Source organism: Alkalibacterium putridalgicola (assembly GCF_900109825.1).
GTDB lineage: Bacteria > Bacillota > Bacilli > Lactobacillales > Carnobacteriaceae_A > Alkalibacterium > Alkalibacterium putridalgicola.
This window is the reverse complement of sequence record NZ_FOBL01000005.1, coordinates 19,646-40,806: the sequence shown is the minus strand read 5'-3', so window position 1 is coordinate 40,806 and position 21,161 is coordinate 19,646. Positions and strand designations below refer to the sequence as shown.

Here is a 21,161-nt window from a genome sequence, read left to right as displayed (position 1 = left end):
ATGAAACAACAAATAGAAAAGCGGATGAAGGAATATGATCATGATGAACAAATGCTTCAGACTATTGGAGAAATGGAAGAAATCGCAGAAAAAGAAGGTCATTCTAAAATAGCTGAGTGCTTTGTATGGGTCAATCAGCTTTATAACCGTTTGGACGAGGCGCATGTAGTTATTGAGGAATTGAAAGAAGACAGAGACTACTACGAAGAACGTTGCAGGGATGAAGGAATCTATTAAAAAAAGACACCTCTGGTAAGGTGTCTAAGAAAAACTATCTATCAACATTATAACAGATTTTAGGAGGATTAACATGCAAACTATTGATACTCGAAGTATGACGCATAGGGACTGGTTGGAACAGCGAAGGTCAGGTATAGGTGGATCAGATGTCGCTACCATCTTGGGACTGAATAAATATAACTCTCCTTATCAGCTATGGCTCGATAAAACAGGACAAGTTGAAATTGACGATTCTGATGTAAGTGATGCTGCTCACTTTGGGAACATTTTGGAAGAAGTTGTCGCTAAGGAATTTACAGAACGCACGGGTAAAAAAGTTAGAAGAGCCAATAGAATGTTTGTACATTCGGAATATCCCTTCTTAACGGCAAATATAGACAGGGATATAGTAGGAGAGGATGCCATTCTAGAGTGTAAAACAGCTTCTATGTACCTGGCTGATCGCTGGGAAGGAGAAGAGATACCGGAACAATATATCTGTCAGGTGCAGCATTACATGAATGTTCTAGATAGAGACTATGCTTATATCGCTGTTCTGATCGGAGGACAGAAATTTGTCTGGAAGAAGATTGAACGTGACCAAGAACTGATCGATATCATCCAGAAACAATTAGTTGAGTTTTGGGAAGTAAATGTTAAACAAATGATTCCTCCTGCGATTGATGGAAGTCAGTCAACCGAAGACTACATTAAGGAACGGTATGCAAAATCTGAGCCGGGAAAAGAAATAGCTCTTAAGAAAGATATTGATGACCTCTTAGATCAGAGAGAAGAACTACAAGAAACAAAGAAAGTAGTTGAGACCTCAATTAAAGAGATAGACAACATGATCAAAGTTCAACTAGGAGATCAAGAGGCAGAGGTAGGAATAGCTCCTCGTCACATTGTGACTTGGAGACCTATTGAAAGTACGCGAATTGATTCAAAACGAATTAAAAAAGAAGCGCCTGAACTGTTTGATAAATATAGCAAGGTGTCATCTTATAAAAAACTAACCATAAAGGAGATTAAATAATCATGGCGACTAATTCAAGTTTAAAAAATCAAATATCTAAATCCAACGGAAATAACCAGGTGAGTAATGCTAAGCAAATGACATTGAAGTCTTTATTAAGCTCTCCTGCTGTTCAAAAAAGATTTGAGGCAGTATTGGAAGAAAAAGCAAGCGGCTTTACTACTTCATTACTCAATATGGTTAATGGCGATCCTAACTTAGCCGAGGCTCAACCTATGAGTATCATAACGAGTGCAATGGTAGCTGCAACGCTCGATTTACCGATTGATAAAAATTTAGGATATGCCTATATCGTACCTTTCAGAGATTGGAAAAAGGGGAATGAGAAGGTTGCTCAATTCCAATTGGGGTATAAAGGCTACATTCAATTGGCTCAACGTAGTGGACAGTATATGGCTTTAAATGTAACTGAAGTGTATGAGGGAGAATTAAAATCTTGGAACAGACTGACAGAAGAATTTGAGTTCGATCCAGAAGGAAAAGAATCAGATGAGGTTATTGGATACGTGGCGTATTTCAGACTAGTCAATGGTTTTGAGAAGACGGTTTACTGGACGAAGCAGCAAGTAGAGATGCACAGAGTCAAACATAATAAATCAAAGAATAAAGAACAGCTAACAGGTGTGTGGAAATCTGACTATGACGCAATGGCTCAAAAAACGGTCCTGAAGAACATGTTATCCAAGTGGGGTATTCTATCTATCGAAATGCAAAAAGCTGTTACAACTGACGAAACAGTCCAAGAGATGGACGAAAAAGGCGAATTGAAGCAGGCAGAGATGATTGAAGATGACGAGTCAGAGCAAGAGACAATTAATGGACCTATGGACCTAAATGATGAAGAATCTACTGAGTTGTTCAAAGAGGGAACGATCACACCAAAATAACAAGAGAGGGGGGGGTTTCCCCTTTTTAGGAGGTGAAAGAATGGCAAGACCTAAAAAGCAAACAGTTGATTATTTTCCTCACATTGCTAATAGCGGAAAAACGATGTTTATTTTGGAATCTAAATTTGGAAACGATGGTTATGCATTCTGGTTTAAGTTGCTAGAGCTACTAGCAACAACGGACGGTCATGTTTATGACTGTAGAAACTCTTCTCACTGGCAGTTTCTACTAGCAAAAACTCACCAGGACGATGAATCTGCTGGTAAGATACTGGATTTACTAGCTGATCTTGATGCAATCGATAGGGAATTGTGGAATTCTCAAGTCGTTTGGTGTCAACACTTTGTTGATAATATAGCTGATGTTTATAAAAACAGAAAAGCTAAAGCACCTACGAGACCTACTTTAAATAGTTTCTACGACAAGAAACCCGAACAGTCAGACGTTTCTACTAGTAAAAACGAACCTGAGCAAGAGTTATCAGCCCAGCCTACTAACAGAAAACCACAAAGTAAAGTAAAGGAAACTAAAGTAAATAAAACTAAAGTAGAAGAAGAGCATTCCGACGTCAACGTCCATCGTTTTTATCAAGATAATTTTGGAATGGCAAACAGCCACATCACTCAAGATATAGAAATGTGGTGTAAAGATTTATCCAATGAAGTGGTTATGTTGGCTTTAAAAAAAGCAATTGAAAAGAACGCTCCATACTCGTATGCCAAGGCAATCATGAAAAGTTGGGCGAATAAAGATATTAAAACTGTTGAAGCTGCAGAAGCTGAATCATTATCTAAATCACGACAGAATAATTTTTCTAGTCAATCCACGAGTCGATCCGAATCGTTACCGAAATGGGCGAGAGATGATTATGAACCAGAGAAAGATGAAAAGGTATCACCTGAAGAGGAAGCGGAATATAAGGCAATGATTCAAAGGATGAGAGAAGCGAAAGGAGCAAATGGCTGATGGAACAGTTGTCACTCTTCTCTGAACCGCAGGAGTTTAAAGGCATACCAGTTAATTATCCTGATATCACATTTGCTAAAGCTAACAGGACACGGGAATTTGCTGTTTTTGAAGGCGATGACTATTACAAAGTCTGCTATAAAAATAAGGCAATGTTTGTATTCGGAATGAAACCATCAGGATGCGAGCAACGACCGATTGCCTACAGATTCGAATCTATTAAGACGTATTGGTCTTTAAATGGATGGGGGACGCATATGTTGGTTGAAAGCTTATTAAACAGACAAATTGGATCGGGGATAGAAGAACTGGAAGGAGCAATCCAATGATGTATCTCGTACTAGGGTTATATATTGGAACGTATATCGGTGTTGGCGTCATGTGTCTCATGCAGGTAGGAAAGGAAGATAGGGAATGAAAAATATTACAGTCACGCTTTATACCACAGAAGGAGATGTGAGTTTACTCTTAACTCCTGAGCAAGTGATTGACTTATCAATGATGCTTCAAGAGGAACGCAGGCCGATTCCTTTGGTAACTTCTCCAGGCGAGAACGAAAGCAAACGGCATGATGTTGTCGGGATGCTGATACAAGGTAGAACATTCACTGATTATCCTAGAGTGATTGCAGTTGCAGGAAAGGAAGATAGGGAATGAACAGCGAAGAGTTCACTAAAGTAGTTTTGAACGGCGCAAAAACAAAAAAGCAGCAGCTTGAAGTTATGAAAGAATTAATCAAACGAGGATATAAATGGGCATGCAGGGAAGAAAACACTGTTTATTTTTACTCAATGAAACCGAAAAAATATCGTGATTTCGGATGGGGGTATAGGGAAGAAGACGTAAATAAAAGTGCAGCTTTGCCGGCTTATCCAATCGAAATGGAAAACGATTTGATAGAAAATACTAGTCGTTATCCTTACGAAACAGCTCTACTAATTAAGAAAATGGAAGGAGCAGACGAATGACATGGAATCGCATCAGCTTTCTATGTTCGACGAAATAGATCCTTTGCTGGAAAGGTTAAACAGCCAATTAGACTTTCTTGTTGTTGACTATAAGCATAATCACACGTGGGAAAGTCAGAATCGCATGGAGTTTTTTGTATATGGGCTTGAGAGACATATTAGTGTCTTCTGTACTTTAGACCACATTGTCGTACATTTTGACAGTTGGGATTGGAAACGAGTGAGAATTGGAGAATGGTTATATATCCATAATCCCAATCTGAACATTTGGTTAAAAGAAAAACTAAATTGCTTTACCAAAATCACTGAAGAAGAGATTGAAATACTAGAATTGGAACTGGAAGGAGCAGACGAATGAATAACCAAGATGAATTGATGGCTCTAGCCATAAGTAAATTAAATAAAATACTCCAGGGCGAAAAGGTAGAACGTGTGCAGATTGATGCAGAAGATAATATGGCATACGACGGGATGTATAGCTTTGATGTACACGTTGTGTACAAACCACTTCCGTTTGACCATGAAAAAGTGAATGAGGGGTCGGTAAATAAATGACTAAACGCAGCTACAGCGCATTGAAGGCAAAACGCAATGGAGAACGGTTCGAGCATCTGATCGATGTGACTTGCGCGCATTACAGTTTAAGAGGCCTGGCGCATATCCAGAAGACGCCGGAACCACTCAAGCCAATCAAAGCGCTCAATCGGGCCAAAGGGTTATATCAGGCGGTGTTCACGAAAAAAGCACAGCCGGACTTCACAGGCACGTTAAAAACCGGTCAATCTATCGTTTTTGAAGCGAAACACACGGACTCGACTAATATCACTTTTGATCGTATCAATGCAGCACAGGAAAGAGATTTATCGTTCCACAATCATTTGGGAGCCAGAGCGCTAGTCGTTGTGAGTTTTGGAATGAAAAAATTCTATGCAGTACCATGGCCAGCGTGGGTATATTTGAAACAGAACAGCGGAAAGAAGTCAGTCAATCAAAAAGATTTGGTTGATTTTGAGATATCAACTAAAAATGGGTTGCTGAACCTGATCGATGACATATGTTAAGGAGTACAACATGGATACATTTACAAACTTTATTAAAAGAGAACCGTACTTAAAAAGTAAGCTGAAAGAAGATGTGGAAATTGATGGCGTGACACGGTATAAGAACGAGCATGTAGTCTATTTAAACGCTAAAGGTGAATTTGAGGGAAAAATAATCGGGTTTTACGAGGTAAGCGCCTTGGTTATGGACGACAAGACAAGAGAAATCACATGTGTGAACTTTAAAAACTTGATAGACCCTGATACAGATAAGCGCTTTGTGGTACCCAAGGCAAAGTATGGCAGACATGGCATGCGTTTAACACCACTGATTGAACGATGAAGGGAGAATTATAATGCCGGCAAAATCCGAGAAACAAGTACTGTATTCAGTGATGATTGGCGACAGAGTGTTTAATGTTACAGGCAGAAAAAGGAACAAAAGCGGGTACGTTCTGCTCTGCATTAATGCGCACCCTAATTCAGATGTTGCGGGATATATTATGGAACACAGAGTAGTTGCGGAAAGTTACCTGGGCAGGTTCTTAAATGAAACTGAAGTTGTACACCACAAAAACGAAATTAAGCACGACAATAGGGTAGCTAATCTAAAGGTTCTAGATAGAGGGGAGCACACAATCTATCACCATCTTGGCAGCAGGAGATCAAAAGAAACTAGAAATAAAATGTCAGGATTGATGAAACAGCGATTAAAAAACAAAAAGAATCATCCCTCTTATGTAGATGTGGACGCAGAACTTAAAAAGTTGGTAGAAGAAGGACGCAAGGCAACATATATATCAAAAAAGTTAAATATATCTAGGAAAACAGTTTATAACAAAATAGAATATTTAAAGTTAGGGGAAACTTATGATAAACACAGTAGTTTTAGTCGGTAGATTAACTGCCGATGCAACATTGAGATTTACAGGCAGCGGCATAGCTGTCGCATCGTTCACAATAGCTGCAGAGAGACCATACACCAATGCACAAGGAGAAAGAGAAACAGACTTCATAAACTGCGTAGTTTGGAAGAAAACTGCTGAAGCCTTATCAAATTATACAAGAAAGGGATCATTGATAGGCGTCACAGGACGTATTCAAACCAGGAACTATGACGGAAATGATGGAAAGAGAGTCTATGTGACCGAAGTGGTAGCTGAAAACGTTAAGTTCTTAGAACCAAAGAAAACAAATGAGCATGGTTCAAACGCTCCGGAAGGTAATCATACATCGAATAACAAAAATAGCTCACAGAGTGAAAATAAGGGTAATAACGGTTATCAGAATTATGATGAAGATTAATTCGAAAATAACAAAGACAGTATCGACATATCAGATGATGACCTCCCTTTTGATTAAGGCCCGATGAGACAAGCGGGCCTTAATATAAAGTAAAAAAGACACGTCACTCCCGCAACGTGTCAACCCACTTAAATTATAACATAAGGAGTGGCGTAATGTTTCCAGAAATTGACAAGGAACAGACAAAGAAAAAGGTACATCGATTGCTGTCATATTATCGTTCAATGGCTAGGATAGCGGATGAAGAATTCACTCCTAGAATAACCGCTACCTACTCATTAGAACTGAAATCTCCAGGAAGTGGCAAGAGCGATAATGTTGGTAATGCAGTGACGAGAAAAGTAACTGCTGAACAAGAGTTATGGAAGATTGGCAGGGCCTTGAACAAATTAGATGCTTATAGCCGGCAACTACTTCATGATCGGTACATAAGTAAAAGAAGAAAAAGTGACATCAATATATATATGGATTTATCCATGAGTGAAAGTACATTCTATAGAGAACTTGAAAAAGCCCAGTTAGAATTTGCAGAAGCATATGATTATGGGCGGCTGATAGTCGAGAAAGTGTGGGTGAACAATCATAAGTGGCTTATTGATGAATGGGAGAGTGATGAGCGAGAGCAGAAGGAGGAATGATTGTCCATAGACTGTTAAAAGAATTATTATGGTAGTGTGGTTAATTGTAGAAAGTGAGAGGTTGCCTCCTTACCTTGTCCTTCTTTTACAACTAATCAGATCGAAGAGCTATCCGACTGGGTGGCTCTTTTTTTACATAGTTTTTTCAGTGTTTTGTCCTCTCGTCTTTGGTACTATGAAATTATCATAAGCAGGAGGAGGGATATAATGGTAGATAAATATTTTAATGTGACTTATTGTTTATCTAACGGAAACAAAAGGATTGTGAAAGATGTAATAGCTAGCGATTCTGAGGAAGCGGTTCTGAACGCTCCAAGTTTGATAACAAATGAAAGAATAGATCTTCAGTTAGAAGGGCGATTACACCGTATTGATGCCAGACATTTAGTTGAAGTGATAGCTGAAGAAGTCGATAGTCCTGATCAACGAAAGGAAAATCGAAATAAAAATCTGGACGCATTAAACAATCTAAATCTTTAATGAAAAAGACCCTTTTTATGGGTCTTTTTTTATACATAAAAGAAAGGTGTTGGAAAATGGCAAAACTGACAGTTAAACAGCAACGCTTTGCTGATGAGTACATCATCTGCGGAAATGCGACTGAAGCGGCTAAGAAGGCTGGATATAGTAAGAAGACAGCACGATTCATAGGAAATGAAAACTTAACAAAACCTAACATAAAAACTTATATAGATAGTCGATTGAAAGAGTTAGAAGATAAGCAAATAGCTAAGCAAGATGAAATAATGAAATATTTAACCTCGATAATGCGTGGCGAACAACAAGAACAAGTGTTACGAGGTATGGGAGAAGGATTCCAGGAAATAGATGATATGGATGTGAGCGCAAAAGATCGGATAAAGGCGGCTGAATTGCTAGGCAAGCGCTATGCGCTGTGGACGGATAAAACAGAACTATCTGGCGCTGTCGGTATGGTCCAGATAATAGATGATATCCCTGAAGGTGAAGAGAATGCTGGCGACTAGATACAGTCTAACCGACATTATCGCACCTTCTTTTTATAGCGTTCATCATTCCTTGAAAAATAAGATATACGATCATTACTGGCTGCAAGGTGGTCGTGGTTCTACCAAGTCGTCATTTGCCTCTGTAGAGATTATAACAGGCATGATGAATGATCCGGATGCCAATGCCGTTGTCCTGAGAAAGGTTAAAGATACCCTCAGAGAATCTGTATACGAGCAGATGTTGTGGGCGATAGACAAGCTAGGTGTTTCCCACTTATGGCATGCCTCGATTAGTCCAATGAATATAACCTATATTCCAACCGGTCAAAAGATTGTATTTAAAGGAGCTGACAACCCTAAGAAGGTTAAAGGTAGTAAATTTAGACGAGGATACGCCAAATTCATCTGGTATGAAGAAGTAGACGAATTTTCGAGTATGGCTGACATCCGGAATATTAACCAAACGTTAATCAGAGGTGGTAATGATATCCAGGTCATCTATACATACAACCCACCTCAATCTCAAAACAACTGGGTCAATTCCGAGGTTGAATCTCAAAGGCATAGAAGCGATACGTTGGTACATTCGAGCACATACCTAACAGTTCCACCAGAATGGTTAGGTGAGCAGTTTATTAGTGATGCAGAGCATTTAAAAGAAACGAAACCGGAAAAGTATGAGCATGAGTACATGGGGATCGTAACCGGTACAGGAGCAGAGGTCTTTACTAACATTATAAATAGACGGATCAGCGATGATGAAATTAAACGATTCGACAAAATAAGGCGTGGTCTTGACTTTGGTTTTGCGGCAGATCCGTTACATTATATGGAGAATTATTTAGATAAGGCTAGAGGGAGGCTGTATATATTCGTTGAGATTCATAAAACCGGCATGAAAAACAGCGCTGCAGTTGATGCTATTAAAAGGTTTAACAAAGTCAACGGGTGGATTACGGCTGATAGCGCTGAACCACGAACGATAGCGGAATTTGAAGACTTGGGATTGCGAATTGATCCAGCAAAAAAAGGACCAGGGTCAGTCGAGCATGGTATTAAGTACTTGCAAGACCTAAATGAAATAATTATTGATTCTGAACGCTGCCCGAACACTTACAGGGAGTTCTCAAGGTACGAAATAGAAAGAGATGCGCATGGCAATTTAAAAGGGACTTATCCAGATAAAAACAACCATAGTATTGATACATGTAGATACAGTCTTGAAGATGAAATGAAGAATAATAAATGGCTATATTGAGGGGTGAGAAAGTGAACCATAAGAAACTATTAAGCGATGATAATGCAACGGTAGCCGCTGCACTGGCGAAAGCTGTTGATGAGGATAAGAACTCAACCAGCAAGGAAAAAGCCCGCACAGGGCAGAAATACTATGATTATGAGCACGACATCTTAAACAACCGCATCTTTTACCTTGATGACAACGATGTGCTACGAGAGGATCATAATGCGTCTAACGTAAAGATCCCGCATGCATTCCATACGGAACTGGTTGATCAGAAAGTACAGTACTTATTATCCAACCCGGTCACTATAGAGGTGGAAGATGAGGCTTTTAAAGAGCGTTTAGAAGAATATTATGATGATGATTTCCAATTGTTCCTGCAGGAAGCAGTCGAAGGTGCATCAAACAAAGGGAAAGAATATGTGTTTGCTAGAACGATAGCGAATGACCGTTTGTGTTTCCAGGTATCGGATAGCTTGCACACGTTCCCTGTCTATGACGAGACAAACAACCTAAAAGGTATCGTCCGTTACTACAATAAAGACGTTGAGAAAGATGGAAAGGTGGTTTCTGTTGAGTTTGCAGAAGTATGGGACGAAAAACAGGTCACTTTTTATGTGAAAGAAGATAAGAATGGATCGTTTAAGTTCGACAGCACCCGAGATATGAACCCTCGACCGCATGTAATTGCGACAGACAGATTAGGGAACATCTTGAAGCGCTCATATGGATCGGTTCCTTTTTACCGATTAAGCAATAACAAGCAGGAAAAGTCTGATTTGGAACCAATCAAAGCTTTAATTGATGATTACGATCTGATGGCAGCTTTTCTATCTAACAATCTCCAGGACTTTGCAGAAGCGATCTACGTGGTCAAAGGCTTCCGCGGGGATGACTTAAGTAAACTAAGACAGAACGTTAAAGCGAAGAAAGTCGTCAGTACATCGTCAGATGGCGGGGTGGAGGTGAAGACCGTCAACATACCTGTGGATGCCAGGAAGACAAAGCTGGACATCGACAAAGATGCAATCTACAAGTTCGGTATGGGCTTTGATTCAACTCAGATCGGCGATGGTAACATAACAAACGTTGTTATTAAATCACGTTATGCATTACTTGACATGAAAGCCAACAAAGCTGAGGTCCGGTTACGGTCCATGCTGTCCTGGTGCAATGAGATGATTGTTGCAGACATAAACCGCCGCTTTAAGACAGCCTACAAAGCGAATGACATCACGGTAAACATTGTGAGAGAAACAATGGTCAACGAGAAGGACATTGTCGAGGTCGAGAAAATCAAAGAAGAAACACGAGCCGTTGTTATAGAATCTATCTTGGCCGTCGCATCACGATTGGATGACGAGAGCGTTCTGAAGCTAATCTGTGAGCAGTTCGAACTGGACTGGGAAGAGGTGCAACTGCTTATTGAAGAACAGGAATATTCATCCGGTTTGCAAGACGATACGGATCCAGTAGAGGGTGAAGACGATGCAGGAGCTGGACAAGTGGCATAAGGAACTGGAACTTTTAAGTTCCCGGACGTATAACGAGGTCGACAATAAACTGTTTAAGTTCTACCGGAAAGCGCTGAAGGATTTAAAGAGAGAAATCAAAGTGTACATAGAAAACTATGACATGCTTTCTTTCTCGAAGCGCCTAGAAGCTGAAAGGCAGATCGAAGCAGCCAAACAGATCGATGACATCCTCTGGAACATGGAGGCTCAAACACAGCCGGCTATCCGTGATCACGTTAAAGAGCAGGTCAAACAAGGGTATTACGGTACGTTTTACGCTCTTGATGGCGCTGAGAACGTGCAGCTAGACTTTGGTATGTTGAATGAAAGCTATATCGAGCGATTGGTAGATAAAAAGGTTGCTGGATCAACTCTTTCAAAACGTCTATACGAGCACAGAAATAAGCTGGCAAAAACTGTTACTAACGAACTTCTGATGGGAGCGACTAAAGGTAAGGGATACGCTGAAGTGGCCAAACGAGTCGGCGAGCTGACTGAAGCGGACTATAAGCAGGCACTACGGATTGCACGAACAGAAGGCGGCCGGGTTCAGTCAGAAGCTAAGCAGAGAGCTTACAAAGAGGCTGAGAATAAAGGTGTCAAGCTAAAAAAGCAGTGGCAGTCAACCTTGGATAAGAAGACACGTCACTCACATCAGGAACTGGATGGTCAAACAGTAGCTATTGATGGGAAGTTCAAAATTAATGGCTATGAAGCAGATGGTCCAAGGTTGTTCGGTAACCCAGGACTCGATATAAACTGCAGGTGTACGACAATAAGCGTCGTCGATGGTATTTCTCCCGCAGTACGCAGAGATAATGAAACAAAAAAGGTCATTGAATATAAAAACTATACAGAATGGGCTGAACAGAAAGGAGTGTAGGAAGTGAAGCGATGGATCGTGAAGGCGTTGAACTGGATCATACTTAAAGTTTATCGTGTACGGTAAAAAACAATCGTCCTTAAAGCATGACGTTAAAAGGCTTATTTTTTGTGTTAAAAATATGCAGAAGCCGTGCGTAATCGGGCTGACCACATGCGAGACGACCGCGTAAAAAGTGTAGTGGTGGAAAGGAGCGACAAATGGATTTTAAATCATATTTATTATCAGTAGGTGTGACGGAAGAACAAGCGTCTAAAATTGTAAGCGGCATGCCAGAAAATAACCTTTTTCTTACAAGCGAGGAACACTTGGATGAACGTTATAACAAGCTGAAGGAACAGAAAGAACAAGCAGACAATGATCTGACGGCTGCAAACAAACTGGTCGACGACTTGAAGAAAGACAATAAAGACGTCGAAGACTTGCAGAAGAAGATCGCTGACTATGAGGGACAGGTAGAGCAGTTAAAAGCTGAACGACTGGAAACGCAAAAGACATACTCGATTAAAGAAGCGCTGCAGAAAGAAGGCGTCTCTGACGTTGATTATATGCTCTTTAAACTTGGAGAGCTGGAAGTCGACGAAAATGGCCATGTGAAATACCTGGATAACAAGGTGAAAGAGCTCAAAGAAGCGAATCCAACGTTCTTTACAGCTGATAATTCTGATGATAAAGGGGATAACCCACCGGGCTATCAAGTTCTCGATAATCAGCTGGATAAAGGCAAGCCGTCTGACCCAACACTTGCAGCAACACAAGAGTTTGAAGCAGCTCTAGGAATTAAATCAGAATAAAAACATTAGAAAAGAGGAATTTAAATGCCAAACGTACTAGAATATTCAAAAATCTTCCAACCATCCTTGGACAAACAGGTAGTTCAACAATCTACCACTGGCTGGATGGAAGCAAACGACAATTTAATCAAATATAATGGCGGGAATGAAGTGAAACTTCCTAACATTCTTATGGATGGTATGGCTGACTACGATCGTGCGAACGGTTTTGTCGGTGGAGACGTCACACTGGAATGGAAAACATACTCTCTTACTCAAGACCGTGGTCGTACCTTCTCAATCGATGCAATGGATGTGGATGAAACCAACTTTGTCGCAACTGCAGGCACAGTCATGGGTGAATTCCAACGTGTGCAGGTTGTTCCTGAAATCGACGCATACCGTTATTCTAAACTGGCAACATTGGCAATCAATGCTGAACAGACCCGCTCAATCGCTATTACAGCAAGCAACATTTTGGATGAGATCCTGGCTGATTTGAACAACATGGAAGATGAAATCGGCGCAAAAGACGTCGTCATCACTATGAATCCGATCATGGCCGGTATGTTAGGTAAAGCAGGTAAAGATTTCATTTCTAAAGCAATGCTTGCAAAAGGTGCGCTGTCTGTAGAAGTGCAGTCGTTCAACGGCAACCCGATCGTCAAAGCACCATCAAAATTATTGAAAACAGCGTTCGAGTTCCTGGATGGTACGACTGCAGGACAAGAAGCCGGTGGATTCAAGGTTGCTTCAGGCGCATTGGACATCAACTGGTTGATCGCTACGAAAGACGCACCTATTGCGGTTTCTAAAACAGACAAGGTTCGCACGTTCTCACCAGACACGAACCAAAAAGCAGATGCTTGGAAAGTGGACTACCGCAAATACCACGATCTATGGGTACCAGCAAGCAAACTGAAATCTATTTATGCCAACACTAAACCCGTAGCATAAGAGGAGGATAACTGATGCGTACATTCAAATTAGACAACGTTATCAAGAAAACAGATAACGATGTAAAAATCAAGAAATACTTGGCAATGGGATTTAAAGAGATCGAAATTCAAGATGCTCAAGAAGACGAAAAGCAAGAGTCATCAGACTATGAGTCTATGAAAGTAGATGAGTTGAAGGAGCTTGCTGATGAAAAAGGTCTTGAATACAAAGCAAATATCAAAAAAGATGAGCTAATTGCATTATTAGGGGAGTAGTCATTACTCCCCTTTTTTCTTTGGAAAGAGGTGAACAGATGATTATTTCACTGGATGAGGCAAAACTTATCGATTCAAACATAACTCAAGATGATCTGGATGCCTTTGAAGAGAGTATCCGGCAGCTAACAAACAATACCTTTCAGAATACTGCAGTCCGATTCGAGGGCGTAACACTAGAAGAGCCTAATGTGATTCATATCAAAGGACCGATTAGAGGCTTGAGAGTGGGCGACACCGTAGAGGTCAATTATTCAGCGTATAACAACGGTGTGTATATCGTTGATGAAATACTCACGGATACAATAAAAGTCGCTGGTGTACCGTTTATCGATGAAATAAACAGCCGTATGATGCTGACATTGGTATCTTATCCAGCTGACATCAAACGAGGCGTCAAGAAGATGATTGAGTACGATAAAAAGATGGCCGGGAAGGTAGGGATCAAGTCTCAGACGATTAGTCGAATGAGCACGACCTACTACGACGTGAATGCGAATGAGAACACGGAGGGGTTCCCAGCTGCACTTCTATCATTCTTGAAAAAGTATGAAAAGATGAGGTGGGGCTAGTGATGAAACTCTTTGTCATCGAGAAGAAGGCGCAGATTGATGATGGTATCGGCGGATTTAAGGAAGATTGGACGATTTACAAGACCGTTGAGGGCTATATCGACTTAGCGACCGGAACAGACCAGAATAACGTCCAGAATGCCGTGACAGAACAGTCTACTCACATGCTGATCATTCCAGAGTTTACCGAAGGCATCACAGATGACATGCGTGTGACTGAAGCCAATGGCCGTTCTTATTCCGTGACGTATGCTGATGATCCAGTCGGTCAAGGGCATCATAATGAAGTCTATCTTAAATACAATGGAGTGCTTGTAAATGGCTAATAACTTCAAATTCGAAGACAACTCAAAGAAAGTGAAGAAGCTGATGGCACAGACGAATGAAGCAGCGATGGAATCGATACTGTTGATGGTTGAAGGTCAGGCGAAGTCGCTGGCGCGTACTGGATCAGGGGAGTTAAGAGATAAGATAGACCATAAGATAACAGAACAAGATGGCAACTTAATCGGTCAGGTAGGTTCTCCACATATGCATGCGATTTACAATGAATTTGGTACCGGTGAGTTTGCTGAGAACGGAAATGGCCGCAAGGGTGGATGGGTCTATCGTGATCCGTCGGGAGAGTATTTCTTTACTTATGGATTAGAACCTCAACCGTTCTTACGACCAGCATTCAGACGCAATAAAGGTAATATCAAGAAGATCGTCGGTAACGAATATGGCGCATCTTTTAAAGGGAAGTGATTGAATGATTGAATTCTTAACAGAACTCACAAATCAATTTAGAACCGTCGTTCCAGAGTCCTATCACGAACGGAACAGAAGAAGTACCGTCAGTTATCCTTATGTAACCTTCGACTTCGATTCGGAATCGTTGGAGCGCAATGTGGAAGGATTTTATATCGATGTGGACATATTCGACAATAACGCAAGTTATTATGATGTGTTCCAGGTGGAAGAAGCATTGAAAGCTCACTTTAAAGATAACCATAAGCTGACAGAGGAACTGTTCATCCGCTTTAACTTTTTACGTTCGACTAAGATTCCGACCGGGGATGACTTAATTAAAAGACGAAACATGCAGTTTTACTGCAAAACAGATTGGAGGACAAGGTAAATGGGATTAAAGAAAACAGGGTACACTCAAAAAACGTCCGAGAGCTACATTATTAATGCGGCTACAGTTTATACAGGCGTCACATTCGCAGCTGAAACAGGCTTCACAGGGACATTACACGGAGCTACATCAGGCGGGGTCACACTTACGATTGAACAAGCTTACCGGGATGTTGAAGTTGACGGAACGACGCACATGAAAGTAAAAGGTAACAAGTTGCTGGCGTCGGCTAATGCTACCGTCACAGCTAACATGAAAGAACTTACAGCAGAAACGATCAGACAATCTCTGAACGGATCGATGGTTGATGCCACTGCTGAAGAAGCGCCATCCGGATATAAAATCATTAGAACGAAACGCTTTGTGGAAGATGCTGATTATATCGATAACATAGCAGTCGTCGGCAAACTATCAGGGTCAGATGATCCGGTCATTGCGATTTTAGACAATGCTTTCTGCACAAACGGACTCGAACTGGGCACCGAAGACGACGGAGAAGCGGTAGTTGAACAAGTATATGAAGCGCATGCTTCTCAAGAACAGTTAGAAGCAGACGAATACCCATGGAAGATTTTATATCCAACAGTAGCAGCAAGCTAAGAGGAGGAACATAGATGACACTAGAAATGAGAGAGTTGAAGGGTGATGATTTATTCACTCTTCTTCCTATTATCGGGAAATTAGACATCAAAGATGATTTTGTAAAGATATTCGAAGAGAATGCTGAATCTGGCAAAGTCGTACCAATGGACCATAAAAAGAAAGAACCGACGAAAGCAGAACTTGCTAAACAAGAAGCTGAAGCAGAAAAACGCGGCATGGAAGCGATGGCTGGCTTACTTCAAAAAACATTGTTAAATATCGGCAAGATTAAAACTGATATCAATTCTCTTTTTGCTGATTTAACTGGAAAAAGAGTGAAAGACATTCAAGAATTGGGTTTGAAAGAATACACCGCATTACTTATTGCTTTTTTTAAGAAAGAGGAACTGAAAGATTTTTTCTCATCTATCGCATCGTTACTATAAAAAATGACGGTGAGTTTAAGTTAAAAGACTTACTATTTAAAAGATATGCAGATCCGTTGAGACTCATGAGTACATATACTCTTGAAGGCTTAGCGGATTTTATTTTGCAGTTATACGATCAACAAAATGAAGATCAGTTATGGGAAATATGGTTAAACAAACAAATCGAAGATGACTTTCCTGCTTTCAAGAAAAAGCATTATAGAAAAATTAAAAATAACAAAATGCAGAAATTATCTGAGGAAGAAGAAAAACAAATCATTGAAAGTAATATGCGATATATCAAGCCGATAAAAAAAGGCGGTGAAACATAATACATGGGTGAAATATTCAAATTATTTGGAACAATTGGTTTAAATAATGATGAAGCGAATGAAGGTATTGATGAGACTACAGGAAAAGCCAAAAAGTCTAGTGGTAAAATAGCCGGCTTCTTTAAAAAAGCAGCTGCAGTTATTGGTGGTCTATTTGTAGCAAAGAAACTGATTGACTTTGGGGCTTTGAATGTTCAAGCGGCTGCAAACGCTCAAGCAATGCAAGCGCAATTCGAACAAGTATTTGGTGAGTTAAGTGGTTCGGGTCAAAAAACTATTGATGATATTGCAAAGAAAATCGGTGCTTTACCTAACCGTATTAAACCAGGATTGACAAGCATGCAACTTCAATTTAAAGGTATCGGAATCGATGCAAACAAAGCAATGAAAATGAGTGAGAGTGGCATACTTGTTGCAGCAGACGCGGCAGCTGCTATGGATATAGAATTAGAAGATGCTACAAGCTCTCTGCTTTCTTTTATACGAGGCAATACCGAAGCGGGAGACGCAATTGGAGTAACTACTACTGAAAGTGAAATAGGCAAGTTTGCAACCGAGAAGCTGGGAATTGCATGGGATGACGCCACAGAAGCTCAGAAGCAATATGCACGATTAGAGTTTGCTAAAAATTTCCAAGAACAAGCTAATGTTACAGGAATGGCAGCTGAAGAAGCAGACCAATATACAAACCAACTTGCTAATATGAAACAAGCCTGGCAGGATTTTATCGCTATCATAGGCGGCCCTATACTAGCTCCTGTAGTTGCTGGACTGACTAAGGTTTCTGAGTGGCTAGTCATTGCAGGCGAAAAAGTGCAAGTAGCTCAAACTTGGTTTGGTGGATTCATTGAACAAATCAAACAGACGGAAGCCTGGCAAATGATTCAGGAAGCTATTCAATTGGTTATTGATAAATTCCAAGACTTCATTAATAACTTTGATACAATCAAACAAAATATTACGAATAGCGCGATCTGGGATACTTTGAAAGGTTATTTACAAGCACTTGTGGACTTTTATACCGGCATATTTAGTGGTGAAGGTAATCTGGGCGAGAACTTTGTTCGCATGTTTAACCTTATCAAAGAAATCGCTATGCCAATTTTGCAGGATGCCATTTCTTTTGCTAAAGAGATCATCTCTCAGTTAACTGCTTTTTGGAATCAAAATGGTGACCAAATTATTTCAGCTGTCAAAAATCTGGCTACTATTGTAGTTAATACATTCCAATTTTTCCTTCCGGTCATCCGGTATTTAGTTGAATCGGTATGGGGGAACATAAAAGGTGTGATCCAAGGAGCACTAAATATCATTATGGGAGCCTTGAAAATTTTTTCTGGTATCTTTACCGGAGACTGGTCAACCATGTGGGCAGGTGTCAAACAGCTTCTAAAAGGAGCCGTTGAATTTGCCTGGAACCTCTGGAATCTGATCATGATGGGCAAATTGCTCGGCGGCATTAAATCTTTTGCAAAAAATGGAATAGCAAGTATCAAAGGCTTTTTCAAAAACATTGTTAATGGAGCAAAAACAGGCCTATCAAGTTTCTCCAATGCATGGAATATGGCTAAAAACGCTGTTTTGAGAATCATTAATGGGTTGAAAAGTGGAGCGACAAATTCAGTAAATATTTTGAAATCAACTGTCACTAGAGTTTTCAACTCCATTAAATCAGCAATCACTCGTCCAATCACTGCAGCGAAAAACGTTGTGAAAACTATGATTGATAAAATTAAAGGCTTTTTCAACTTTTCATGGAAGCTACCTAAGTTGAAAATGCCGCGATTCACTGTCAAAGGGTCAGCTAATCCGATCAATTGGCTTAAAGAAGGCGTGCCTAAGATCGGTGTGGAATGGTTCGCTAAAGGCGGTATTTTAGAGAAAGCAACAGCCTTCGGCACGAATGGTAATAACGTCATGGTCGGTGGAGAAGCTGGAAGAGAAGCTGTTTTACCCTTGAATAAAGAGACGTTAGGTGGCATAGGAGCCGGCATTGCTCAAGCCAGTGGATTTGACTTACAAGAGATCAAACAGATGCTGCATGGCATTTTGAATGAGATAAGAAGCCTTGGAGATAGGCCAGTTGTTGTTAATGTCACGTTGGATGGAAAAGTCATTGCACGAGGGATACGGGATCCTTTAGATGTAGAGAATGGACGGAAAGTTAAATTTCAAGAAAGGGATCTTAATTTATGATCGGAATAGAGTTTAACGGAAAGCATTCATATAAAGACCTAGGGTTAACCATCACGCCTGACCGAATCATAGGCAGACCCTCCAAAGAGAAAAAGAAGCGAAAACCCACATACAGCAATACGGAACATGATTTCTCCCGATTGTATGGATCAGAAACGTACAGAAATAGACTGTTGACCTATTCATTCAATGTACTTGAAAAAAGCAAGGTTAACCTAAGTTATAAAATGATAGAAGTCGTTGACTGGCTGATGAACTCAGACGGACGCAAGCCGCTCATCGATGAAGGGATTCCCGGTTACTACTTTATGGCAGAAGTGGAAAACGAGACCGACATTGATGAGAATTGGACCGATGGGATCATTACCGTCAGTTTTGTAGCTTATCCATTCATGCGAAAAGAAAAGCCAGAGGGAAGTCCTTATTGGGATGATTACACAATTCTGGATATTTACCAGGAGACATCTTTCGATATCAGCGGGAGCAAAACAATTACACTCGTAAATAATGGATCAGCTACTGTCAGGCCAGAAATCACAGCCAGCAGTCAAATGTCCATTACTAAAGGTCAGCGTACTTTTATGGCCCCTGAAGGAACAAGTGAGAGTTACCAGTTAACTTTGGCCACAGGGGAGACCACTCTTACTGTTGAAGGTAATGGATCGATCTCATTTGAGTGGCATAAGGAGGTTCTTTAATGTATGAAGTAACGTTATACGAAGATGGACCGAACAGCAGAAATGTATTGATAAATGACGCTTATGTCAGTGATTTAAAGATAGATGGATCGGGCAAGTTAGCGATCAACGGTATAGATACTTTTCAGTTCACAATGACTGTTGAGAATCCAGGTTATGGAATCCCAATGCCACTTAAAACGCTAATCAAAGTATATAATAACGTGAACGACGAATACGAATTTGAAGGCAGGGTATTAGCGCCTATAGAAGAAATGGATACTGATGGGGTCGTCTCTAAAACTTATATGTGTGAAAGTGAAATGGGTTTTTTCCACGACGCCCCGTCTCGTCAGTTAGAGTTCAGAGGGACACCTGAAGAATTACTCATAACCATACTTGAACACTTTAATTCTCAAGTTGAAGATTACAAACAGTTTGAACCAGGAATAGTAGAAGTCACGAATTCAACAAACAATATGTATGTGTATCTTTCTGATGAGAAAACAACGTATGAAGAATTAAAAGATAAGTTACTGGACAGATTAGGCGGAGAATTCAGGATTCGTAAAGAAAACGGCGTACGTTACTTAGATTACCTGGAGCGAATCGGGGAAGACGTTGATACGACTATAGAGCTGTCTAAAAACTTAATCACTATGTCAAAAGAGGTGGATGCCACTGAAATTGTTTCACGGATTACCCCTCTGGGCGAACGTATAAAGTCAGAGGATCAAGAGGCAACCGATGCCAGCCAGGCACGTTTGACGATAGAGGAAGTGAATAATGGAATTAGGTATATTGATCACCCTGAATTAATAAAGACTTTCGGATATAGAGGGAAGCCGGTCGTTTGGGATGACATTACTCTTCCAGAAAATCTATATAATGCAGGATGGGATTATTTAAACAATCAGAAGTTAATACTTAACAAGTTCACTTTAGAAGCGCTGGATCTTTCTTTGATCGGAATTGATATTCATTCACTCAAAGTAGGCAATGGATATCCAACCATTAATCCGTTAATGGGAATTGATGAAAAACTACGTATAATTGAAAAAAACTTTGACATTAACGAGCCGGAAAATTCTAACGTTGTTATTGGAGACAAATTCAAAACACTGTCTGACTATCAAAAAGAAACAAACATGCAGTCTAAAAGGATAGTAGAACTGCAAAACATGCTTGACCGTCAATCTAAGACGATCAGCGCCTTAAATGATGCTGTAGGGAATATTAATAACGTTGTTGACACAATCAATGTTCAAGTGGGTGAAGCTGACTTGCCGGGATTAAATGAGTCAATAAATAATCTTAACGAAGCAATCGTTGCTCTAAACGACGTAGTGGAAGGTATTCCTTCATACGGCTTAGCAACGTCTACGTATAGCGGTCTAATGCCTATGGCAGATAAAGTTAAGATTGATTTATTGACGATTACGGAAGAAGTTAACGCGGATGTGCTGAATGGAGATATGGAAACAGCAAAACAAAACATAATTGATTTAACGGCGCTGATTGAAGATTTAACTGTTCGAGTTGAAGCGCTTGAACCAGAAGAACCTGCAGGACCAACAGGAACGACAGAGGAGTGATTGA

At 40.4% G+C, this 21,161-nt stretch carries 33 protein-coding genes; all 33 read left to right on the top strand.

Annotated features, from left to right (window positions below):
- Positions 1–237, top strand: a complete 237-nt coding sequence (locus BMX84_RS02720; RefSeq protein ID WP_143058657.1) for a hypothetical protein — start codon at positions 1–3, stop codon at positions 235–237.
- 73 nt (positions 238–310) lie between these two features.
- Entirely contained in the window at positions 311–1,255 is a 945-nt protein-coding gene (locus BMX84_RS02715) for a YqaJ viral recombinase family nuclease (RefSeq protein WP_091487005.1), read from the top strand.
- 2 nt (positions 1,256–1,257) lie between these two features.
- On the top strand, positions 1,258–2,142 hold the full coding sequence (locus BMX84_RS02710; RefSeq protein ID WP_091487003.1) for a recombinase RecT: 885 nt from the start codon (positions 1,258–1,260) through the stop codon (positions 2,140–2,142).
- Positions 2,143–2,182: 40 nt separating this feature from the next.
- A complete protein-coding gene (locus BMX84_RS02705; protein ID WP_177165437.1) occupies positions 2,183–3,109 on the top strand; it encodes a DnaD domain protein in 927 nt (308 codons plus the stop codon).
- Positions 3,109–3,438, top strand: coding sequence for a hypothetical protein (locus tag BMX84_RS02700; RefSeq protein ID WP_091487000.1), 330 nt, complete (start codon positions 3,109–3,111; stop codon positions 3,436–3,438). The genes BMX84_RS02705 and BMX84_RS02700 overlap by 1 nt, the downstream gene beginning before the upstream one ends.
- Positions 3,435–3,527: a DUF3789 domain-containing protein gene (locus BMX84_RS12835; protein ID WP_091486998.1), complete on the top strand. Its 93-nt coding sequence runs from the start codon at positions 3,435–3,437 to the stop codon at positions 3,525–3,527. The genes BMX84_RS02700 and BMX84_RS12835 overlap by 4 nt, the downstream gene beginning before the upstream one ends.
- Positions 3,524–3,766 (top strand): hypothetical protein, encoded by a 243-nt coding sequence (locus BMX84_RS02690; protein WP_091486996.1) that lies wholly within the window; start codon positions 3,524–3,526, stop codon positions 3,764–3,766. The genes BMX84_RS12835 and BMX84_RS02690 overlap by 4 nt, the downstream gene beginning before the upstream one ends.
- Entirely contained in the window at positions 3,763–4,077 is a 315-nt protein-coding gene (locus tag BMX84_RS02685) for a hypothetical protein (RefSeq protein WP_091486994.1), read from the top strand. Before BMX84_RS02690 ends, BMX84_RS02685 begins: the two co-directional genes overlap by 4 nt.
- 1 nt (position 4,078) lies before the next feature.
- Complete coding sequence (locus BMX84_RS02680) at positions 4,079–4,435, top strand: hypothetical protein (protein WP_091486993.1); 357 nt, start codon at positions 4,079–4,081, stop codon at positions 4,433–4,435.
- Positions 4,432–4,632, top strand: a complete 201-nt coding sequence (locus BMX84_RS02675) for a hypothetical protein (protein ID WP_091486991.1) — start codon at positions 4,432–4,434, stop codon at positions 4,630–4,632. The genes BMX84_RS02680 and BMX84_RS02675 overlap by 4 nt, the downstream gene beginning before the upstream one ends.
- Positions 4,629–5,138: a Holliday junction resolvase RecU gene (locus tag BMX84_RS02670; RefSeq protein ID WP_091486989.1), complete on the top strand. Its 510-nt coding sequence runs from the start codon at positions 4,629–4,631 to the stop codon at positions 5,136–5,138. The genes BMX84_RS02675 and BMX84_RS02670 overlap by 4 nt, the downstream gene beginning before the upstream one ends.
- A gap of 10 nt (positions 5,139–5,148) precedes the next feature.
- On the top strand, positions 5,149–5,460 hold the full coding sequence (locus BMX84_RS02665; RefSeq protein WP_091486987.1) for a hypothetical protein: 312 nt from the start codon (positions 5,149–5,151) through the stop codon (positions 5,458–5,460).
- 13 nt (positions 5,461–5,473) lie between these two features.
- The gene (locus BMX84_RS02660) at positions 5,474–6,016 is read left to right on the top strand and encodes an HNH endonuclease (protein ID WP_091486985.1); all 543 of its coding nucleotides are present in this window, start codon (positions 5,474–5,476) and stop codon (positions 6,014–6,016) included.
- Complete coding sequence (gene ssb, locus BMX84_RS02655) at positions 5,988–6,422, top strand: single-stranded DNA-binding protein (protein ID WP_091486984.1); 435 nt, start codon at positions 5,988–5,990, stop codon at positions 6,420–6,422. Before BMX84_RS02660 ends, ssb begins: the two co-directional genes overlap by 29 nt.
- A 155-nt stretch (positions 6,423–6,577) precedes the next feature.
- Positions 6,578–7,060, top strand: a complete 483-nt coding sequence (locus tag BMX84_RS02650; RefSeq protein WP_091486982.1) for an ArpU family phage packaging/lysis transcriptional regulator — start codon at positions 6,578–6,580, stop codon at positions 7,058–7,060.
- Positions 7,061–7,267: 207 nt separating this feature from the next.
- A complete protein-coding gene (locus tag BMX84_RS02645; protein ID WP_091486980.1) occupies positions 7,268–7,540 on the top strand; it encodes a hypothetical protein in 273 nt (90 codons plus the stop codon).
- A 56-nt stretch (positions 7,541–7,596) separates the two neighbouring features.
- The gene (locus tag BMX84_RS02640; protein WP_091487082.1) at positions 7,597–8,046 is read left to right on the top strand and encodes a terminase small subunit; all 450 of its coding nucleotides are present in this window, start codon (positions 7,597–7,599) and stop codon (positions 8,044–8,046) included.
- Positions 8,033–9,286, top strand: a complete 1,254-nt coding sequence (locus BMX84_RS02635; protein WP_091486979.1) for a PBSX family phage terminase large subunit — start codon at positions 8,033–8,035, stop codon at positions 9,284–9,286. Before BMX84_RS02640 ends, BMX84_RS02635 begins: the two co-directional genes overlap by 14 nt.
- Before the next feature lie 11 nt (positions 9,287–9,297).
- Positions 9,298–10,785, top strand: coding sequence for a phage portal protein (locus BMX84_RS02630; protein WP_246791074.1), 1,488 nt, complete (start codon positions 9,298–9,300; stop codon positions 10,783–10,785).
- Entirely contained in the window at positions 10,760–11,668 is a 909-nt protein-coding gene (locus BMX84_RS02625) for a phage head morphogenesis protein (protein ID WP_091486976.1), read from the top strand. The genes BMX84_RS02630 and BMX84_RS02625 overlap by 26 nt, the downstream gene beginning before the upstream one ends.
- Before the next feature lie 200 nt (positions 11,669–11,868).
- The gene (locus BMX84_RS02620) at positions 11,869–12,462 is read left to right on the top strand and encodes a phage scaffolding protein (RefSeq protein ID WP_091486974.1); all 594 of its coding nucleotides are present in this window, start codon (positions 11,869–11,871) and stop codon (positions 12,460–12,462) included.
- 24 nt (positions 12,463–12,486) lie between these two features.
- Positions 12,487–13,398 carry a hypothetical protein gene (locus tag BMX84_RS02615; RefSeq protein WP_091486972.1) on the top strand — a complete coding sequence of 304 codons (912 nt, stop codon included), beginning with the start codon at positions 12,487–12,489 and terminating at the stop codon, positions 13,396–13,398.
- Positions 13,399–13,412: 14 nt separating this feature from the next.
- Positions 13,413–13,655 carry a Rho termination factor N-terminal domain-containing protein gene (locus tag BMX84_RS02610; RefSeq protein WP_091486970.1) on the top strand — a complete coding sequence of 81 codons (243 nt, stop codon included), beginning with the start codon at positions 13,413–13,415 and terminating at the stop codon, positions 13,653–13,655.
- A gap of 38 nt (positions 13,656–13,693) precedes the next feature.
- A complete protein-coding gene (locus BMX84_RS02605; RefSeq protein WP_091486968.1) occupies positions 13,694–14,227 on the top strand; it encodes a hypothetical protein in 534 nt (177 codons plus the stop codon).
- 2 nt (positions 14,228–14,229) lie between these two features.
- On the top strand, positions 14,230–14,553 hold the full coding sequence (locus tag BMX84_RS02600) for a phage head closure protein (RefSeq protein ID WP_091486966.1): 324 nt from the start codon (positions 14,230–14,232) through the stop codon (positions 14,551–14,553).
- The gene (locus BMX84_RS02595) at positions 14,546–14,974 is read left to right on the top strand and encodes an HK97-gp10 family putative phage morphogenesis protein (RefSeq protein ID WP_091486965.1); all 429 of its coding nucleotides are present in this window, start codon (positions 14,546–14,548) and stop codon (positions 14,972–14,974) included. The genes BMX84_RS02600 and BMX84_RS02595 overlap by 8 nt, the downstream gene beginning before the upstream one ends.
- Before the next feature lie 4 nt (positions 14,975–14,978).
- Positions 14,979–15,347, top strand: coding sequence for a hypothetical protein (locus BMX84_RS02590; protein WP_091486963.1), 369 nt, complete (start codon positions 14,979–14,981; stop codon positions 15,345–15,347).
- Positions 15,348–15,947: a hypothetical protein gene (locus tag BMX84_RS02585; RefSeq protein WP_091486961.1), complete on the top strand. Its 600-nt coding sequence runs from the start codon at positions 15,348–15,350 to the stop codon at positions 15,945–15,947. It abuts the gene before it with no gap.
- 14 nt (positions 15,948–15,961) lie between these two features.
- Positions 15,962–16,375 (top strand): hypothetical protein, encoded by a 414-nt coding sequence (locus BMX84_RS02580; RefSeq protein ID WP_091486960.1) that lies wholly within the window; start codon positions 15,962–15,964, stop codon positions 16,373–16,375.
- A gap of 65 nt (positions 16,376–16,440) precedes the next feature.
- The gene (locus BMX84_RS02575; protein ID WP_091486958.1) at positions 16,441–16,689 is read left to right on the top strand and encodes a hypothetical protein; all 249 of its coding nucleotides are present in this window, start codon (positions 16,441–16,443) and stop codon (positions 16,687–16,689) included.
- A 3-nt stretch (positions 16,690–16,692) separates the two neighbouring features.
- Positions 16,693–18,885, top strand: a complete 2,193-nt coding sequence (locus BMX84_RS02570; protein ID WP_091486956.1) for a phage tail protein — start codon at positions 16,693–16,695, stop codon at positions 18,883–18,885.
- Positions 18,882–19,583: a hypothetical protein gene (locus BMX84_RS02565; protein ID WP_091486955.1), complete on the top strand. Its 702-nt coding sequence runs from the start codon at positions 18,882–18,884 to the stop codon at positions 19,581–19,583. Before BMX84_RS02570 ends, BMX84_RS02565 begins: the two co-directional genes overlap by 4 nt.
- Positions 19,583–21,157 (top strand): phage tail spike protein, encoded by a 1,575-nt coding sequence (locus BMX84_RS02560; RefSeq protein ID WP_091486953.1) that lies wholly within the window; start codon positions 19,583–19,585, stop codon positions 21,155–21,157. The genes BMX84_RS02565 and BMX84_RS02560 overlap by 1 nt, the downstream gene beginning before the upstream one ends.
- Positions 21,158–21,161: the final 4 nt, after the last annotated feature.

Bases quoted from the DNA above. Each gene is read 5' to 3' on its own strand.
- BMX84_RS02690 (WP_091486996.1), top strand. From the start codon at position 3,524: ATGAAAAATATTACAGTCACGCTTTATACCACAGAAGGAGATGTGAGT.
- BMX84_RS02715 (WP_091487005.1), top strand. From the start codon at position 311: ATGCAAACTATTGATACTCGAAGTATGACGCATAGGGACTGGTTGGAA.
- BMX84_RS02675 (WP_091486991.1), top strand. From the start codon at position 4,432: ATGAATAACCAAGATGAATTGATGGCTCTAGCCATAAGTAAATTAAAT.
- BMX84_RS02660 (WP_091486985.1), top strand. From the start codon at position 5,474: ATGCCGGCAAAATCCGAGAAACAAGTACTGTATTCAGTGATGATTGGC.
- BMX84_RS02650 (WP_091486982.1), top strand. From the start codon at position 6,578: ATGTTTCCAGAAATTGACAAGGAACAGACAAAGAAAAAGGTACATCGA.
- BMX84_RS02670 (WP_091486989.1), top strand. From the start codon at position 4,629: ATGACTAAACGCAGCTACAGCGCATTGAAGGCAAAACGCAATGGAGAA.
- BMX84_RS02590 (WP_091486963.1), top strand. From the start codon at position 14,979: ATGATTGAATTCTTAACAGAACTCACAAATCAATTTAGAACCGTCGTT.
- BMX84_RS02605 (WP_091486968.1), top strand. From the start codon at position 13,694: ATGATTATTTCACTGGATGAGGCAAAACTTATCGATTCAAACATAACT.
- BMX84_RS02680 (WP_091486993.1), top strand. From the start codon at position 4,079: ATGGAATCGCATCAGCTTTCTATGTTCGACGAAATAGATCCTTTGCTG.
- BMX84_RS02640 (WP_091487082.1), top strand. From the start codon at position 7,597: ATGGCAAAACTGACAGTTAAACAGCAACGCTTTGCTGATGAGTACATC.
- BMX84_RS02635 (WP_091486979.1), top strand. From the start codon at position 8,033: ATGCTGGCGACTAGATACAGTCTAACCGACATTATCGCACCTTCTTTT.
- BMX84_RS12835 (WP_091486998.1), top strand. From the start codon at position 3,435: ATGATGTATCTCGTACTAGGGTTATATATTGGAACGTATATCGGTGTT.
- BMX84_RS02700 (WP_091487000.1), top strand. From the start codon at position 3,109: ATGGAACAGTTGTCACTCTTCTCTGAACCGCAGGAGTTTAAAGGCATA.
- BMX84_RS02565 (WP_091486955.1), top strand. From the start codon at position 18,882: ATGATCGGAATAGAGTTTAACGGAAAGCATTCATATAAAGACCTAGGG.
- BMX84_RS02580 (WP_091486960.1), top strand. From the start codon at position 15,962: ATGACACTAGAAATGAGAGAGTTGAAGGGTGATGATTTATTCACTCTT.
- BMX84_RS02645 (WP_091486980.1), top strand. From the start codon at position 7,268: ATGGTAGATAAATATTTTAATGTGACTTATTGTTTATCTAACGGAAAC.
- BMX84_RS02560 (WP_091486953.1), top strand. From the start codon at position 19,583: ATGTATGAAGTAACGTTATACGAAGATGGACCGAACAGCAGAAATGTA.
- BMX84_RS02705 (WP_177165437.1), top strand. From the start codon at position 2,183: ATGGCAAGACCTAAAAAGCAAACAGTTGATTATTTTCCTCACATTGCT.
- BMX84_RS02625 (WP_091486976.1), top strand. From the start codon at position 10,760: ATGCAGGAGCTGGACAAGTGGCATAAGGAACTGGAACTTTTAAGTTCC.
- ssb (WP_091486984.1), top strand. From the start codon at position 5,988: ATGATAAACACAGTAGTTTTAGTCGGTAGATTAACTGCCGATGCAACA.
- BMX84_RS02685 (WP_091486994.1), top strand. From the start codon at position 3,763: ATGAACAGCGAAGAGTTCACTAAAGTAGTTTTGAACGGCGCAAAAACA.
- BMX84_RS02610 (WP_091486970.1), top strand. From the start codon at position 13,413: ATGCGTACATTCAAATTAGACAACGTTATCAAGAAAACAGATAACGAT.
- BMX84_RS02600 (WP_091486966.1), top strand. From the start codon at position 14,230: ATGAAACTCTTTGTCATCGAGAAGAAGGCGCAGATTGATGATGGTATC.
- BMX84_RS02585 (WP_091486961.1), top strand. From the start codon at position 15,348: ATGGGATTAAAGAAAACAGGGTACACTCAAAAAACGTCCGAGAGCTAC.
- BMX84_RS02665 (WP_091486987.1), top strand. From the start codon at position 5,149: ATGGATACATTTACAAACTTTATTAAAAGAGAACCGTACTTAAAAAGT.
- BMX84_RS02595 (WP_091486965.1), top strand. From the start codon at position 14,546: ATGGCTAATAACTTCAAATTCGAAGACAACTCAAAGAAAGTGAAGAAG.
- BMX84_RS02570 (WP_091486956.1), top strand. From the start codon at position 16,693: ATGGGTGAAATATTCAAATTATTTGGAACAATTGGTTTAAATAATGAT.
- BMX84_RS02710 (WP_091487003.1), top strand. From the start codon at position 1,258: ATGGCGACTAATTCAAGTTTAAAAAATCAAATATCTAAATCCAACGGA.
- BMX84_RS02720 (WP_143058657.1), top strand. From the start codon at position 1: ATGAAACAACAAATAGAAAAGCGGATGAAGGAATATGATCATGATGAA.
- BMX84_RS02615 (WP_091486972.1), top strand. From the start codon at position 12,487: ATGCCAAACGTACTAGAATATTCAAAAATCTTCCAACCATCCTTGGAC.
- BMX84_RS02620 (WP_091486974.1), top strand. From the start codon at position 11,869: ATGGATTTTAAATCATATTTATTATCAGTAGGTGTGACGGAAGAACAA.
- BMX84_RS02575 (WP_091486958.1), top strand. From the start codon at position 16,441: ATGAGTACATATACTCTTGAAGGCTTAGCGGATTTTATTTTGCAGTTA.